This window comes from Bavariicoccus seileri WCC 4188 (assembly GCF_000421665.1).
GTDB classification, from domain to species: Bacteria; Bacillota; Bacilli; order Lactobacillales; family Aerococcaceae; genus Bavariicoccus; species Bavariicoccus seileri.
The window spans coordinates 25,920-42,553 of the sequence record NZ_ATXL01000018.1; the positions used below are offsets into that span (position 1 = coordinate 25,920).

The window sequence follows — 16,634 nt, forward strand, 5'->3', positions numbered from 1 at the left end:
TTCTAATGAGTTCGCTGTAAAGTTTTATTAAGAATTGCAAAGAATACGTAAAAAAAAATCGCTCCCGCGATTTTTAATTTTTATTCTGTTTTCTCATTCGCTACGTTTTCTCACTTACTATGTTTTCTGTTACCATTAGTATAGGGTTTACTATTCTTTCATTAGGATGGTGTGACATTTTTTGAGATTCAGTAGTCGTCTTATCTTTATCATCAGAAATTATCCATACCAACTTCCGTTTTTATTAAATAATTGCGATACTTGTCTGTCAGGTTTTGGCAAGTTGCCACGCTTTGTCAACCCGCTTACGGGTTGAGCCCAGACGTAATCTAAACGATACTTTCCCGAGCTTTTTAGCACACTATCTGCCTAAATACGGGCGACCCTGTGTCTGTTCAAAAAATCGCAAATTTACCATTCTCCATCGTTATCATTCAAAAAAGACTGTCTGATAATGCACGCTCAACGGTTGGAACTTGCCCGGATATCTATACCTTCTTGCGTTTATTAGTTTCTCGTGCAAACAAACCATCACTGATCCTTTATCCGTTGATGTGCAGAAAGAATTGACACAACGTATTTCAGCATTATACACCTTAGGATTGACTTACCTAACACTTGAGCGTCATCAAAAAGGCCGATTGGTTGATTGAAATGGACTAGCTGTCAAGGAGGAGTTAAGTTAGTAAGTCGAGAACTTTTCGTTGATTTTGAATGTGACTGTCTTGCTGATTGAAAATCGTAAATAACGATGATTTGTTCAGGGGATAAACACTCACTATCATATTTGACAACCGATATCACAGAAGAAGGTAAGAAGAAGCCTTTTATGTAACTGTTAAAGATTAAAGGTCAGATAATTTCTTACCGATATCGCCTCGAGATATGAAAAATCGTCTCCGAACGACTTTTTGTGAGGGATAAAGACTATTTCTTCCCATCACAAGATTTCCTAAAATAATTGCAATCGCATAATAGGGAATACCATCTAGCCCAAATAGTTCAATTCCTAGAAAAATAGTCGACACTGGGCTGTTTGTGGCACAGCCGAAAACGGTTATCATACCTATTGCCGCAAAAAAAGACGTAGACTCACTGGTTAAACCAGCGATGGCATTTCCCAGGGTTGCTCCAATCTCAAAAAGTGGTGTCACTTCCCCACCCTGCAATCCTGCACTAAGAGAGAATGTTGTTAATACAAATTTAAGCAAGGACACTTGCACATCAAGCGTTTGGTTAAAGGCATCTTGTATTAACCACAAGCTTAATCCTTCATAAGATTCACCATGCAGTGCCAATATTAATACGACTACTGTAACTGAAGATAATATAGCCTTTAGCCAATAACGTTTCCATAAACGATTGTATAGTAACTTTAAACTTACGATAACTCGAATGAACGCCAAAGCTGTTAAACCAAATAAAAATGATGCGATTACCAAGACAGCTATAAATTTAAAGGTCAGGGTAGGAATAGTCCCCATTTGTTGAAGTTGATGGGTTGTTCCCAATAATAAGGCTGTTGCATTTGATACGTAGGCCGCTATAAGACAGGGTAAAAAAGCTGCTTGATTTAACCTTAAAATGTAAGGAACTTCCATTCCAAACATGGTGCCTGCCAAAGGTGTTCCAAATATGCCAGAAAACCCTGCACTAATGCCAGCGTGAACCAATAATGCTTTCTTGTTCGTAGGCAACTTCATTTTCCTACCGACTTGATTAGCTAAAACTCCTCCGATTTGCACGGAACTTCCTTCGCGACCAACCGAAGCTCCAAAAAGATGGGATAATATAGTAAAAACAAACGTAAAAATACCCATTCTTAACGGCACATTGATCTCACTTTGGGTGCTTTCAATAATGACATTGTTTCCTCTTTCTGCTCCTCTATTAAAATGTTTAAAAACATACGCTGTTACTAGTCCAATAATGGGAAGTGCCCCTATCAAAAATGGGTTTGCCTCTCTAATAGTAGTTACTAACGACAATGCTGATAGCAGGTAATGTGAGCTAGCACCAGAAAGGATAGCAACAATGATAACCCCACTATAAAAGATGAGTGTCTCCTTTCCTCTAAATTTAATATTATCAAGAAATAGTTTCATTCGTAAATCATCCTCCTAATTCGCGTGTTGTTTGAATCTCATTGCTTCTGACTAACTTCAACACGAACAAACCACTATGAAAATACATAACACTATATGTTTTACACGAAAATGGTTAGCATTTCAATGATATCAGTGTCATTTTCTTTTATAACAACTTAAATCTATAAGGTTTATTCGTTTACATTTGTAATCCTTAATGATAAGATTGCAATGTAGGTTTCATTAAACGCAACAATGATATTTTGGAGGGATACACATGACACGCCACGACAAAACAACACACAATCACTCTGACCATCAAGATGATGCCTCTATGGCTCATTCTAAAGATATGGATCACATGAATCATCATATGGATCACGCTGATGACCACATGATGGATCACTCCATGCATATGGGTAATCTCAAACAGAAATTCTTTGTTTCCCTAATTCTTGCGATACCAATTATTTTATTTTCACCGATGATGGGATTGGATCTACCATTTCAAATCACTTTCCCTGGTTCTGATTGGGTAGTTTTTGTCTTAGCAACTGCCCTTTTCTTTTATGGTGGTATGCCTTTTTTAAAGGGTGCAAAGATGGAGTTGAGCATGAAGAACCCGGCCATGATGACCCTGATATCTCTAGGAATATCAGTTGCTTATCTCTATAGTCTGTACGCCTTCATCATGAACACATTTTTCCACGACACACACGTGATGGACTTCTTCTGGGAGTTAGCTACTTTGATCGTGATCATGTTATTAGGTCACTGGATCGAGATGAACGCCATCAGCAATGCTGGAAATGCTCTCGAGAAAATGGCTGCACTCTTACCAAAAACTGCAAAATTAGTAGGTGACGATGGTAGCACGTCAGAAGTTCAACTGAGTGATGTCACTGTTGGTCAAAAACTACTGGTTCAAGCTGGTGAAAAGATACCAACTGATGGAAAAATCGTTGAAGGTAAATCATCAGTCAATGAAGCTATGGTAACTGGTGAATCGAAAGAAGTCGAAAAAACTGTTAATGACGCTGTTATCGGTGGTTCGGTCAATGGGAATGGTACGTTAACAATCACTGTCACAGGGACTGGGGAATCTGGTTACTTGTCTCAAGTGATGGCTTTAGTCAGTAAAGCTCAACAAGATAAATCATCAGTAGAAACACTTTCTGACAAAGTTGCAAAATGGTTATTCTACGTAGCTTTAGTGGTCGGCATCTTAGCCTTCGTCATTTGGTTATCTCTAACTGGAGATATCGGAATAGCACTAGAACGGATGGTGACCGTGTTAATTATCGCCTGTCCACATGCATTAGGGCTAGCTATCCCATTGGTGACCGCCAAATCGACGTCACTAGGTGCCAAAAATGGTCTCCTAATTAAAAATCGGCAAGCAATAGAAGTTGCTCGACAGGTTGATGTCGTCATGATGGATAAGACTGGTACATTGACAGAAGGTAACTTTGCCGTCAATGAGATCATCTCTTATTCGAATGAAAATGGCTATAATAAGCAAAAGATTTTAGCCTATATTGCTGCGTTGGAACAAAACTCAAGTCATCCTCTTGCCCGAGGCATCATGACAAAAGCAACAGAGGAGAAAGTTGACCTGCCAGTAGCAACACAAGTTGAGAATATCCCAGGAACTGGTTTAGACGGGACTATTGACGGTCACGATGTCAAAATCGTTAATGTCTCTTACTTAAAAGATCACACCATAGACTATAACGCTACTGATTTTACACACCTATCGGAAAAAGGTAATTCAATCAGTTATCTCTTGGTCGACCAACAACTCATCGGTTTGATTGCTCAAGGAGACCAAATCAAATCTGGAGCTAAGCGAATGATCACAGCCCTTAAGGCACAAGGAATCAAACCAGTGATGCTAACGGGTGATAACGAAGCAGTTGCCAATCTAGTTGCGTCAGAATTAGGAATCGACGATGTCCACGCTAGTTTGAAGCCCGAAGACAAAGAAACAATCATCAAACACTACAAATCAGAGGGCAAAACCGTGATGATGGTTGGAGATGGCGTAAACGATGCCCCTAGTCTGGTCAGAGCAGATATCGGTGTTGCTATTGGAGCAGGAACGGATGTAGCAAATGATTCAGCTGACATCATCCTAGTGAAAAGTGACCCAGCAGATATCTTGCACTTCTTGACACTAGCTAAAAACACCCAACGGAAGATGATTCAAAATCTTTGGTGGGGAGCGGGATACAACATCATTGCAATCCCTCTAGCAGCTGGTATCCTTGCCAACTGGGGAATCATCCTCAGCCCAGCCGTAGGAGCAATCTTGATGTCACTCAGTACCGTGATTGTCGCCCTCAACGCCATGCTCTTGAAAATGAATGATTAAATCCTTTAAGAGGGTTACCTAATACCTAATCAAGACCACGCTTTAATGAATTTGCGAAACATGATAATTTCGAATAGTATGACAACAAGAACGCCCAACCTACTCGTAATAGGTTGGGCATTTTGTATGAAAGGGACATAGACTGTGTCTTACCTACTCAAGTAGGTCGTCATAAAACTAATCAAAATATTTAAAATACAAAAAATTAAAACACAAAAATTTTTTTAAATTAAAAATAAAAATAAAAATTTGAAAACAAAAAATTAATCCAACAGTTACACCAAGATAGATAAGATATCATAGTACGTTTTAGCCACAAATTTGGGTTTCACCAACGAAGTGTTTTTCATGCCAGATGGATTAAACCAAATACTATCAATAGCACTGTTATGAGCACCTGCTATATCTGAGTTCAAACTATCGCCAATCATAATGGCATTTTTATGGTCCATTTTGGGATAATGCTTAAAAATCGGTTGATAGAATTTTTCACTCGGTTTAGCATATCCTACTGCTTCTGAAATAAAGACTGAATCAAAGTACTGTCCTAATTGGGTATGTTTCAACCGGTTTTCTTGTGTCTCCTGACTGCCATTGGTTCCCGCTATCAACGTCAGGTTTTTAGCAGATAATCGTTCCAACAACTGCTTAGATCCTTCGATGACGGCAAAATTATTGTTTAAATAAGCTCTATAATCACTTTCAATTTGTAAACCTAATAAATCATCAACTGGGCGACCTAGTTGTTTAAACAGTCTAGTAAATCGCTGATTCAATAGCATTTTACGATCACTACCCTGTTCGATCTCAGTCCAAACTGTCCGATTAACTTGGTGATAGATTGAGACAACATGGGATAATTCATCATCTGCCACACCATGATTCTTCAAAACACGAGATAGCCCCTCAGCTTCACCCTTTTTAAAATCCAATAATGTATCGTCTAAATCTAAAATAACATACTGATAACTCACCTTTTGACTCCTCACTTGATTCCTCACTTTTTTCTTACTTGTTTTCTAATTTTAAATAATCTCAAAAAATTTGCAAGTATTCTTCTAGTGTTAAGATGATTGGTTTATTGGACATCGTCTCAGATAGAGGATACACTTTTGGTGTCATGTGTTATCATATGCTCAAGTGTTGTCGTATGCTTCTGATAAAACTGATAAAGGAGAAGATCCTAGTGTTGATCAAATTATTAGAACCACTAAATGTTCCCGATTCATTGATTCATGAGTTAGCAGAACCTCTCAAAACAGCTGGTCATGGGTTTGTCTATTATTCTAAGAAGGCGACTTCCAAGGAAGAATTAGTGACTAGAAGCGAAAATGCTGATATTGTGATGATCGCCAATACACCTTTCCCCAAAGAAGCAGTCATAGCTAATCCCAAATTGAAACTGATCAATGTTGCTTTTACTGGCGTTGATCACGTTTCTCTACCAGAATCCCTACCAGATGGTCAAGAAAATCCCGTCAAGATCTGTAATGCGTCGGGCTATGCTAATACTGCTGTAGCAGAACTGACGGTTGGTCTTACTATTGATCTATTCAGAAAAATATCAGCTGAAAATCAGGCTATTAAAACACCAACAAAAAATCAAGAAAAGCAGCTCATTTACAAAGGATTTGAATTAAAGCACAAAGTTGTAGGGATTATTGGAACAGGACATATCGGACTTGAAGTGGCAAAATTATTCAAGGCATTTCAAATGACTGTGATTGCAACCAGTCATTCTGAAAAAGAAGAAGCTAAAAAAATGGACATCACTTATATGCCACTGAAAGAATTGTTAAAAAAGTCAGATATCGTGACGCTACACGTGCCGCTCACACCAATCACTAAAGGTATGATTGGCAAGGAAGAGCTAAGTCTTATGAAAACATCAGCTGTATTGATTAATTGTGCTCGTGGACCAGTTGTTGATACAAAGGCATTAGCATCCGCATTGAATCACCAAACTATCGCTGGCGCTGGGATCGATGTCTTTGATATAGAACCACCACTTCCAAAAGACCATCCATTGCTTTATAGCAAGCACACTGTGTTGACACCTCACATTGGCTACTTTACCCAAGAAGCCATGATCTCACGTGCAAAAATAGCCTTTGCCAACACAATAGCGTTCTTAAGCGATGTTCCTAAAAACATTGTAAAATGAGCTGAGTTGCTCTCACTAGACTATCGCACTAGACTTATTTGACAACTAAACTAAATTCATTAAAAAAATCAAGGGACTTTGATGGCGTAGTTCACATCATAATCCCTTGATTTTTTATTCTTTTCTTAATAGATACTATTACTACTGATAACAATTTTTTCTACTGATAACTACCTTAATTATCAATAACTATTTTAACCATCAACAATTATTGGTGCTATTGATCAATTTATGCTCTTGAACGACGGCTTGCTGGGTCTAAACGTCTTTCGATAAAGCCAAGACCTACATCTGTAATGATTGCCATTAATGCTGTTGGCAAGGCACCGGCCAAGATAATTGCTCCACCATCCGTTGCATTAGTTCCTCGAATAATGATATCACCAAGACCACCAGCACCAACGAAAGCTCCGATTGCCGTAATACCAATCGCAACAACTAGGGCATTCCTGATACCAGCCATGATCACTGAAACAGAAAGTGGTATTTCTACCATATATAACCGTTGAAAACTTGTCATTCCCATTCCCTTACCTACATCCAAAATACCATGATCTACTTGTTGCATACCTGTATAAGTATTTTTGATAATTGGTAGTAAGGAATAAAGAAAAATCGTTAAGATAACCACATTTGGTCCTAGTCCTAAACCAAGCATCAAGATAGAAACCATCGCTAAGGATGGAATTGTTTGGATGAGATTGGCAATTCGGATCACCCAATCGGCTAGTTTTGTCCGTCTCGCAATCACAATTCCAATCGGAATCCCCACGATTGCGGCGAATAAGACACCATAAATTGAAATCAAGAAGTGACGGGAAAATTGAGATAAGACATACAGTCCGTTCTCTCTGAAATAAAATATAAATTGTTCGAGCAAGTTCATATCAGTCATGTTCCATCACTTCCCTTCAAAGTAATTATTTTCTTCAAGAAAACGTTCTGCCACGATGTTTGGTTCGACCAAGTTATTATCGACCTCATAATTGAGCTCCTGCATTTTCTCAGTGTCAATCGTATCTTTTAGTTTTTCAATTGCAGGTCCTATCTCAGGTGTTTCCTCTAGTAGCTCATCTGATACAATCGGTGCTGCATCATATGGAGGGAAGAATCTTAGATCATCCTCTAGCATCACCAAGTCATAACTACCGATTCGACCATCTGTCGAGTAGCCTAAAACAATATCCATTTTCCCATTAGCAACGGCATCATAAACCAGCCCGATTTGCATTGGTAAAATAGTTTTAAAAGCAAATCCGTAGGCTTCCTTGAATCCATCATAACCATCACCAGGTCTGGTTATCCAAGCAGGATCAACGCCAGCTACCAACTGGCCAGCCACATCTTTCAAATCACTGACTTTCTCCAACCCATATTCCTCTGCTGTATCCTTGCGAACGAGATAAACATAGGTATTGTCAAACCCATATGATGGGAACCATGTTTGATGATAACGTTCTTCAAATTCCCTTTTAACGATATCAAAAGCCGCTTGTGGATCTGACTCAGGTTCAAGACCAAGGGTCGTGGTCAAATCCGTCCCCGTATAACGTGCTGCAGAAATCGAAGCATCACCATTAAGCATGGCTTGATGATTAATGGTTGTGGTCGCCAAATTGTTGATAATTACCGTACTTTTATCGGCGTAATGTTCAACCATTCCAGACACAAGTGCAGCTAAAATCTGCGCCTCTGCCGTTATGCCACCGGTAATTGCGACGGTATCTTCATCAGATGTCGAAGCGAGTCCGGGGAACGAACACCCAGATACAATAAGAAAGACTGGCAAACACAATAGGATTACTAGGCGCTTTACTGTTGTTTTATTAAAATGCATCATACACCCTCCCTTAACGGTTTTGGTGTCAGTTTATCCTCGATCTTTCCTAATAGCCAGTCAGACAAGAGTGCGAAAATCGTCACTGGAATTGTTCCTGCAAAGATCAACGGTGGTTGATAGTTATTCAACCCACTAAAGATCAGATCACCTAAACCACCTGCCCCGATATAAGAAGCTAAGGTCGCCCAAGCAATCACATATACAGCCGATAATCTGATCCCTGCCATGATTGTCTTGCTGGCTAATGGCAATTCTACTCGAATAATCGATTGGAGGTTCGTCATTCCCATGCCCTTAGCCACATCTCTTAAATCACTGTCTACTTGCTTTAATCCAATATAGGTATTTCTTAAAATAGGTAGCAAGGAGTAGATGAAAAGAGCCGCTATTGCAGGGACTTTACCGATTCCAAGGATTGGAATCATTAGCGCTAACAGAGCCAGCGATGGCACGGTTTGCAATGCACTAGCAAGCCCAATAATAACAGTCGCAACTCTTGGGAAACGCGTTAAAACGATTCCTAACGGTACAGCGACTAAAACACCCAAAAGTAAAGCTGCATAAGAGATATAGAGATGCTCAACACTCTTCTCTATGATCTGACCCCCATATTCATTAAAGAAACTGGACATCGTCAGACCTCCTCTTTAATGGTAGCGGTTTTAGTTTCAGTTGTTTTTGATTCTGATGTTTCTTGTTCTGTTGTTTTTGTTTCCGACACTTTCTCAGAACTTGGCGCATCAGATGATGCTGTCTCTTTATCTTGATCTATCGCGATGCCCTCTTCATCGCCCCAAATAACGTCATATACAATATCAACTAAAGAAGCTCTCGTCAGAATCCCTACCAATTTTTTGTCATCATCAACAACTGGCACATACTTCAGTCCTCTTTTGAGGATTCGTTGTAAGGTATCACGTAATAAGGATGTCTCTTTGACATAGAAAACATCTGTATTTAAAATATCGCCTACACTTGTTGCTTTACCATGCTTACGGTCCAGGGTCTCAACATCAATAAACCCTTTTAAAACGCCACTTGCATCTGTTACTAATAACGTATCAACCCGTCTTTCTCTCATCAATTTAATAGCTTCTTGCAATGACTTTTCTGGAGTGATCGCTATCGCTTTAGACAACATGACATCCTTGACTGGTACAAGATCAGTCTTTGCTTGAAGCAGACGATCCTCACCAATCAATTCTTGGACGAATTCATTTGCGGGATGTTGTAAAATATTTTGCGGTGTATCGAATTGAACGACCTTTCCTTCACTCATAATCACGATTTGGTCAGCTAATTTAAGAGCTTCATCCATATCGTGTGTCACGAAGATAATCGTCTTACCTAACCGAACTTGCAGATCCTTAATCAGATCTTGTAACGAATCCCTCGTAATAGGGTCAAGCGCGCCAAAAGGCTCGTCCATCAAGATAATATCTTGGTCTGCTGCTAACGCCCTTACCACACCAATCCGTTGTTGCTGACCACCGGATAATTCGTTAGGATAACGGTCGAGCATTTCGCGTGGTAGTTCGACAAGATCAATCATTTTTTCTGCCGTTTTATTACGTTCCTCTTGACCGACCTTAAGTAATTTTTGCACTAGCGTAATATTATCGCGAATCGTCATATGAGGTAGCAAACCAATACTTTGAATGACATAGCCGATCTTACGACGCAATTCTACAGGGTCCATCTCAGCAACATCTTTACCCCCGATTAATACCTTTCCTTTAGTTGGATTGGTCATTCGGTTGATCATCCGCATACAAGTCGTTTTACCACTACCACTTGTTCCGATAAAACAGATAAATTCCCCCTTATCAAAGGACAAATTTACATCCTCAACAGCGACCTTTCCTTCCTTATAAATTTTCGAGACATCTTTAAACTCGATCATCTTTTCACCTCTCGTTTTTTATCTTTCAAGCCTTTATCACACCATATAATTACGTCAGCGCCTTTAAACCCCTGATGGACTTTCGCTTCTTAGGATAACCGAAGACATTCTATTGGTTCACAATGCTTCCCGCATACAAACAGTATATTTTGCGAATTATTAGGTCTAATAACAAAAATATAAGTTATCTAACGAGCTCTTTATTGTGATAATTTCAAAAAGTCTGACACTATAATGATGCCCTAAATCTCGATTTTGTTCAACTGATAAAAACTGATAATGCTCTTTTTAAACTTATTATGATACTATAAATATTATCCTGTGAGAACTAACTGACTCAATCTACAGACAAGCCTTGTGAGTTTGGGTCTGTACCCACTAATATGCTCAATAAACTGATTCCTTGCAAAAAGTCCTATGCAGTTTAGTCTCTATCTCAAGACTCTTGAACGGCATAGGGCTCTCTTCTATTTCTTCTATATTAGTTGTTGGAATGCTAAACATCCCAATTTTTATGTTTCTCTTTGCGATTATAGGATGGTCTCTTTTCTTTACGACCATAGATTGCTTAGGAATCAAGCTCCCTTTTGTCCAAACATCCTGTTGCTCGCTAACCATCTTGTGGTAACTGACCAATCGCTTGGCGTCTAAGGCTCCGTTCTCAATTGCTTCTTTAGTGGCTGCCTTACTATTAATATCCGATTTTTGAAAAGTAATATCTGGCTGAGATGCAATTGGATTGTTTGAATCGGATTTTTCTACTGCAGATACAACAGACGGGAATATCGTAATAAAGGTTAATACAATAAGAGTTAATGCTTTAATTTTTTTCATGTTATCACATTCTTTCATTAATCCTTTTATAATGTTATTGTAATTTTAGTATGTTATCCTGTCTGAGTAACAACAAAATCACCCTTTCATTAGGGATGTTGCTTCTGCTAATTTCCACCATAATAGTGGTTCTATTTTCACTAACAGTTTTAAGAAAAAGAAATAGGAATATATTTCTTTGACCCCTTTAACTTGTAACATACCATTAAATGACGAAAACTAACTGTTTTAAACTAAAAGTACCCAACTGGAGGCGTACAACATCATGAAAACCATCACTATAACAAATACAGATATCACCACTAGTCAAATTGTTTTAGGTATCATGCGTATAGCAGCTTTGTCCCCAAGAGAAGCTGGTCAAACGTTAGCGACTGCTTACGACCATGGTATGACGTTTATCGACTCTGCAGATATTTATGGTAAGGGGGATTCTGAAACGATTTTCGGAAATGCCTTAAAACATTCAAACATTAGTCGCGATAGTCTCTTTATCCAGTCAAAAGCAGGTATTATCAATAACAACGTTGCTACAGACGGGTTCCCTCTTGGCCATCGTTATGATTTTTCAAAAGAACACTTAATTAATTCTGTCGAGCATATTCTAAAACGTCTACAGATCGACTATCTTGATTCTTTTTTACTTCACCGTCCTGACCCATTGATGGTCTTAGATGAAGTTGCTGAAACTTTCAATATTCTGCACTCTTCTGGCAAAGTTCGCTATTTCGGCGTTTCTAACTTTAACCCTCAGCAAGTTGAAATGCTCCAATCAGCTGTTTCTCAAAAGCTCGTATTCAATCAAGTGCAATTCAGTTTAGCTCACAGTGGTATGATCGATTTTGGCTTACATACTAACATGGAAGATAAGTTTTCAGTGAACCGTGATGGGGGAATTATAGAGTATTCTCGTCAACACCATATCACCTTACAAGCATGGTCACCGTTTCAACATGGCCAAATAGCAGGGACCTTTATCGATGATCCTAATTACCCAGTTCTGAACCAAAAATTAGAAGAGCTGGGGGAAAAGTATGGTGTGTTAAAAAATGCGATCGCCACGGCATGGATTTTAAAACATCCAGCACAGATTCAAGTTGTTCTAGGCACTATGACCCCAAAACACATCATTGATAGTGTTAAAGGTGCTGATGTTTCTCTGACAAATCAAGAGTGGTATGATCTCTATTTTGCAGCTGGACATGATCTGCCTTAATGGTTGTAACACTGGTATAAATGTTATAAACGATTCAATTATTATAATTTATATGTTGTAAGTAGATGTTATTTTAAAGTTAATAAAGGTAGAAAAATGAGGCCTATATGAATGTAGGCCTCATTTTTCTTGTTTTTTCTTTTAAATAGCAATAAATATCACTAAACACCATTATTTTTAATCGTCATTTTTAACTCACTTTTTAGTGATAGTTCTATTTCGAGTTCTATTCGCAGTAATAGTCGTAGTTTTGTTCTATTGACAGATATTTTAGACGTTCTTTCTTCTGAAGACAAGAAGACCTAAGCCTAGGAATAGAATGATATAAACAATATTTCCTATGATCAACTCATCAGTCGTTAGATGCGTAAAATCTATCATAACTGATTCACTATCGATTTGATTCGGTAGGTTCAACATATTGATGGGATTCCACTTCAGCCAGTTCCACTTCTCAATCACCATCATCATGAGCCCGGATAAGATCGAAGAGGCAAAGTAGAAAATGATACCAGCAGAAATGGCTGCTGCAGAGGTATTGAAAAAGCATGAGATCATCAGCACTAGACTAATGATCAGCCACAATCCAATAAAGTTTCCTAACATGAAGTAGCCCATCGACTCTATAATCGTGCTCGAGCCCTCGAGTTTGTCACTCAATGAAATATCCGGGAATAGGATAAATTTCAAGCAAATGTTGGTGACAAATATGAGTAAATAGAGGTAGATCGAATAAAGAAACAACGTGATCCATTTACTTGCTAATACCTGATTTCTCGAATAGGTCCGATACAACAGATCTTTAAGGGTACCATATTGAGATTCCATTGCGATCATCGTACTAGCCGCCGCAATCATGACGAAAACGCTCCATGATAAACCACCGCCAAGTTGACTAACGACAGAGGGAGGATCAATGATATTTTGATTTTCTCTTACGAAAATCAAAAAGATGACCATGTAGGCAACTAGCAAGACTGATACAGCAATAGTCGATTTTTTCTTCGTTAATTTAAATAGTTCTTGTCTGACCAATGTTCCCATTATGCTTCCCCCTTCGAATCCGATAATAGCTCTAACAAGATAGACTCAAGATCCTCATCTTGATGATCAACATCTTGTAACTGGATATTCTTTTGAGAAAGCAGCTGTACCACTTCAGTCAAGATACTGTCAGAGGTTTTCTTGATCCTGATCGAAGCTAACGCCTCAGGGTCTTTGGCAAGCTCGTAACCTTCTTCAAGTAATAGTGCCTTGGCTGCTGCATCATCAGAGGTTTTGATCACTAGATAGTGCGCTGAATCAGCAGAAAGATCACTCATTGTGACTTGCTTAATGATCTTACCCTTATCAATGATGATCATCTCGTCAGTGACTTTACTTAATTCACCCAAGATATGACTTGAGATCAAGAAAGAGGTCCCACTTTTCGCTAAGCCTATGATCAACTCCCGGACATCACGTGTCGCCTGTGGGTCAAGACCATTCATTGGTTCATCAAGAATTACTAATTCTGGTTGATTCAAGATTGCCAAAGCAATCCCTAACTTTTGTTTCATCCCTAATGAATAAGATTTTGCCTTACGTTTGATATAAGTCGTCATCTTTAACTCTGAAATGACGTGCTCGATGCTCTCCGTATCTTTATTGGTGGAGAATAAGCGCAAATGATCATAGCCTGTTAAGAATGGATAAATACCTGGGTACTCGATTAAAGCCCCTACTTTCCCTAACGCTTGATGACTGGTGATTGAGACTTTACTACCATCAATAGTGACCTCTCCATTATCAAAATCAATCAAGCCTAAAATGATTTTCATAATGGTTGTCTTCCCCGCACCATTTGGACCAACTAAACCGACTATCTTACCTTCTCCAATAGTAAAAGATATATCATCTAGTACTACTTTCTTACCAAACTTCTTAGATAGCAATGTTGCTTCTAATTTTGTTGTCATAACACCCTCCTATTGCCAGTTAAAACCAGTATCATAAAACGGGTCTCTAATGATAGCTCTTTTAATTAATGATCGACCCATTGATCAATTGAATCAATTGAATCAATGTTTTAAAGTATAGCGATTTATAGTCTTGCTGTCATGAGCCTTAAGACCTAATCTGTTATTGACAATCATTAACTGGTATAACTGGGGAATAAAAATCTCGTGATTGAGCATTTGAGAACTACTAGGTGGAATACAAACGAAAAGAGGAGTTGCTCTAACAACTCCCTCTAGATAGTAGCACCGATTAGACTACATATTATTCCCTTGTTTTTCATTATTTTTTATGTGCCTCCCCAACATGAACTCCAGAAATTGTCGTTAGATTTGTATAAATATAGTGTGAAAATTTACCTGATCCATTTGAATTAACAAAAACGTGTAAATTATCGGCATGAGAAATATTTTAACCGATAAATAGACATGGAACACTTAGCAATTCCTTCATTCAATTGCTAACTTTAAAATTCCGCATTTTTATTTTTCCCCACTACTTACACTAAAATGTCTTTCTCCAACGACGCTTGTTTTATACCCACCATCCTCTGAGATCTCAAATTCTCAATTTTGTTATTGATCAACTCTATTGAACACATAAAAACCTTATTATATCAAAGTTCCCTTTTTGTTTAATACGGTATACTTTATTGAACTTTTTTCAAATTAGTTTTGAAAGGTCATGCCAAATTGACTTACCAGTTAAAATTTATGAGAATATCTTTTGCATTATCAAAAAGAAGCGTTTACACTTTATGTTAGATAGACAAAGGAGGGGTGATAATGGACTTTTGGTTGTTGATTTTTTGTATTGTTTTAATTGGAATAGGGGCATGGGGATTGGTTTCAAGAGCAAAATGGTTAGATGAACTAATCAAAAAAGGGAAAAAGAAACAGTGATTTAGCAGACTTTACCAATACTTATTTAGGAGGGCTTTTAATGAAGTTAATAATTAAATTAGCAAGGACAATATTCCTATTAGGCATGTTCATTGTTGCAACAACCGATAATGTTAAAGCAGATTCTGTATCAGATGAAATAGGTATAGATCAAAACACCGTTGCAACTTCTCAACCAACCGTCTTTGAAAAAGGGGAAACAATTGAACAAGTTGTCAATGAAATAGACTCTTTTTATCTGTCTCAAGACACATCTTCATCAGCGCTGATACAACCGTTAGCAGCTCCGGGAACAAAATGGGGCGAGGGCACAGTTGTTTGGGATGGTAAGGTAGGACATTACGTTACTAATTATTTTTGGGTTAAAGGTAGTAACATGAGTACTTTAAACGTTGTCGGAAAAGCTCAAAGGAAAGCAGTTACTGCAAAATATGGCAGTGTGAGTGCAAATACGTCTTATAAGATGAAAACTACTCAACACATTACTCAAACTGCTTCACAAACACAAGAGTATATAACAATATCTGCAGAAGCATGGTGTTATGGTAGAGATTAATTTATAATATTTTACTTAGTCAATATTAATATACCTCAGACACTATTAAATCAAATCTATCTAACTAATATTTATCTTATGCTTCATACAAAACTATTGCCTAAGTCTATATATTTCTTTTAGCATGATAATATACTTTTATTTTCGTCTAACCAAATTAGCTATCTTTTTGACGATTGCGATTAAAGTAACCAAACAAATTATTAAAAAGATACCTTCAAAAGTAAATACTATTACAGGAGGATTTATCCATATAATTAACCAAGTAAACCAAAGTGTTCCTGCAAAACACAACTTACCAAGTCCATTTAGTTTTCTCTTTAAAAGCCATTCTATAAACCCTTCAGTTGGTTGACGTGAATTTTTATATTCATTCATTAATCGTTTCACATTTTTGGCTCCTATCAACACGCTTTAAATTTATTCTAACATTTTAAGGACTATCGCAAGCACTTTAAGCATTCCAATGTTAATACGCTTGAACAACTGATTTTTCAATTGGCTACCGGATAATCAACAGATTCTGCTGCTGATTATCTGAATAAAGATCAAGTATTTCCCGTCATTCTTAACCACAAAGTTGTATCCCAACCAACTATCTCACGTTTTTTTAAGCGGATGGATGAACAAACCATCAAAGATTTTTCGACATTGAATTTAGCTTTACTGGATCATTTTGAGCCTCTCAACAGTTCTTCAGAGTTGATCATTGACGTGGATTCAACGCACTTTGATACCTATGCTCAGCAAGAAGCGATAG

14 protein-coding genes and 2 pseudogenes are annotated in these 16,634 nt (G+C 37.9%); 6 read left to right on the forward strand and 10 right to left on the reverse strand.

Translation table 11 applies throughout. The features are described 5' to 3' along the window. Positions 1 to 305 precede the first annotated feature (305 nt). Positions 306 to 531 (forward strand): annotated as a pseudogene (locus H541_RS13760) (hypothetical protein); the annotation flags it as partial. A gap of 314 nt (positions 532 to 845) precedes the next feature. Here H541_RS13760 and H541_RS0105340 read toward each other — a convergent pair. Next, positions 846 to 2,105 carry a chloride channel protein gene (locus H541_RS0105340; RefSeq protein WP_022796302.1) on the reverse strand — a complete coding sequence of 420 codons (1,260 nt, stop codon included), beginning with the start codon at positions 2,103 to 2,105 and terminating at the stop codon, positions 846 to 848. A 259-nt stretch (positions 2,106 to 2,364) separates the two neighbouring features. On the opposite strand from H541_RS0105340, the gene H541_RS0105345 reads away from it, so the two are divergent. Beyond that, positions 2,365 to 4,461, forward strand: a complete 2,097-nt coding sequence (locus H541_RS0105345) for a heavy metal translocating P-type ATPase (protein ID WP_022796303.1) — start codon at positions 2,365 to 2,367, stop codon at positions 4,459 to 4,461. Positions 4,462 to 4,736: 275 nt separating this feature from the next. Here the strand turns inward: H541_RS0105345 and H541_RS0105350 are convergent, their stop codons facing one another. Then, the gene (locus H541_RS0105350; protein ID WP_022796304.1) at positions 4,737 to 5,435 is read right to left on the reverse strand and encodes a YjjG family noncanonical pyrimidine nucleotidase; all 699 of its coding nucleotides are present in this window, start codon (positions 5,433 to 5,435) and stop codon (positions 4,737 to 4,739) included. 212 nt (positions 5,436 to 5,647) lie between these two features. Here H541_RS0105350 and H541_RS0105355 point away from each other — a divergent pair, with 212 nt between their 5' ends. After that, on the forward strand, positions 5,648 to 6,625 hold the full coding sequence (locus tag H541_RS0105355; protein ID WP_022796305.1) for an NAD(P)-dependent oxidoreductase: 978 nt from the start codon (positions 5,648 to 5,650) through the stop codon (positions 6,623 to 6,625). A 229-nt stretch (positions 6,626 to 6,854) separates the two neighbouring features. On the opposite strand, the gene H541_RS0105360 is transcribed toward H541_RS0105355, so the two are convergent. The 5 genes from H541_RS0105360 to H541_RS0105380 form a co-directional block, all read right to left on the reverse strand. Next, complete coding sequence (locus H541_RS0105360) at positions 6,855 to 7,520, reverse strand: ABC transporter permease (protein WP_022796306.1); 666 nt, start codon at positions 7,518 to 7,520, stop codon at positions 6,855 to 6,857. Positions 7,521 to 7,526: 6 nt separating this feature from the next. Next, complete coding sequence (locus H541_RS0105365; protein ID WP_022796307.1) at positions 7,527 to 8,462, reverse strand: osmoprotectant ABC transporter substrate-binding protein; 936 nt, start codon at positions 8,460 to 8,462, stop codon at positions 7,527 to 7,529. Beyond that, positions 8,462 to 9,097: an ABC transporter permease gene (locus H541_RS0105370; RefSeq protein WP_022796308.1), complete on the reverse strand. Its 636-nt coding sequence runs from the start codon at positions 9,095 to 9,097 to the stop codon at positions 8,462 to 8,464. Before H541_RS0105370 ends, H541_RS0105365 begins: the two co-directional genes overlap by 1 nt. Before the next feature lie 2 nt (positions 9,098 to 9,099). Next, a complete protein-coding gene (locus tag H541_RS11635; RefSeq protein ID WP_022796309.1) occupies positions 9,100 to 10,368 on the reverse strand; it encodes a betaine/proline/choline family ABC transporter ATP-binding protein in 1,269 nt (422 codons plus the stop codon). Between the two features lie 387 nt (positions 10,369 to 10,755). After that, positions 10,756 to 11,220, reverse strand: coding sequence for a hypothetical protein (locus tag H541_RS0105380; protein ID WP_022796310.1), 465 nt, complete (start codon positions 11,218 to 11,220; stop codon positions 10,756 to 10,758). Positions 11,221 to 11,467: 247 nt separating this feature from the next. On the opposite strand from H541_RS0105380, the gene H541_RS0105385 reads away from it, so the two are divergent. After that, positions 11,468 to 12,418: an aldo/keto reductase gene (locus H541_RS0105385; RefSeq protein WP_022796311.1), complete on the forward strand. Its 951-nt coding sequence runs from the start codon at positions 11,468 to 11,470 to the stop codon at positions 12,416 to 12,418. 270 nt (positions 12,419 to 12,688) lie between these two features. On the opposite strand, the gene H541_RS0105390 is transcribed toward H541_RS0105385, so the two are convergent. Together H541_RS0105390 and H541_RS0105395 are read right to left on the reverse strand one after the other, a co-directional pair. Continuing rightward, a complete protein-coding gene (locus H541_RS0105390) occupies positions 12,689 to 13,462 on the reverse strand; it encodes an ABC transporter permease (RefSeq protein ID WP_022796312.1) in 774 nt (257 codons plus the stop codon). Further along, positions 13,462 to 14,376 (reverse strand): ATP-binding cassette domain-containing protein, encoded by a 915-nt coding sequence (locus tag H541_RS0105395; RefSeq protein WP_022796313.1) that lies wholly within the window; start codon positions 14,374 to 14,376, stop codon positions 13,462 to 13,464. Before H541_RS0105395 ends, H541_RS0105390 begins: the two co-directional genes overlap by 1 nt. Before the next feature lie 982 nt (positions 14,377 to 15,358). Here H541_RS0105395 and H541_RS13610 point away from each other — a divergent pair. Then, positions 15,359 to 15,874, forward strand: coding sequence for a hypothetical protein (locus H541_RS13610; protein WP_022796315.1), 516 nt, complete (start codon positions 15,359 to 15,361; stop codon positions 15,872 to 15,874). A 138-nt stretch (positions 15,875 to 16,012) separates the two neighbouring features. Here H541_RS13610 and H541_RS11645 read toward each other — a convergent pair whose 3' ends face one another. Then, positions 16,013 to 16,264, reverse strand: coding sequence for a hypothetical protein (locus H541_RS11645; RefSeq protein ID WP_022796316.1), 252 nt, complete (start codon positions 16,262 to 16,264; stop codon positions 16,013 to 16,015). A 141-nt stretch (positions 16,265 to 16,405) separates the two neighbouring features. On the opposite strand from H541_RS11645, the pseudogene H541_RS13805 reads away from it, so the two are divergent. Then, positions 16,406 to 16,634, forward strand: a pseudogene (locus H541_RS13805) (transposase); the annotation flags it as partial.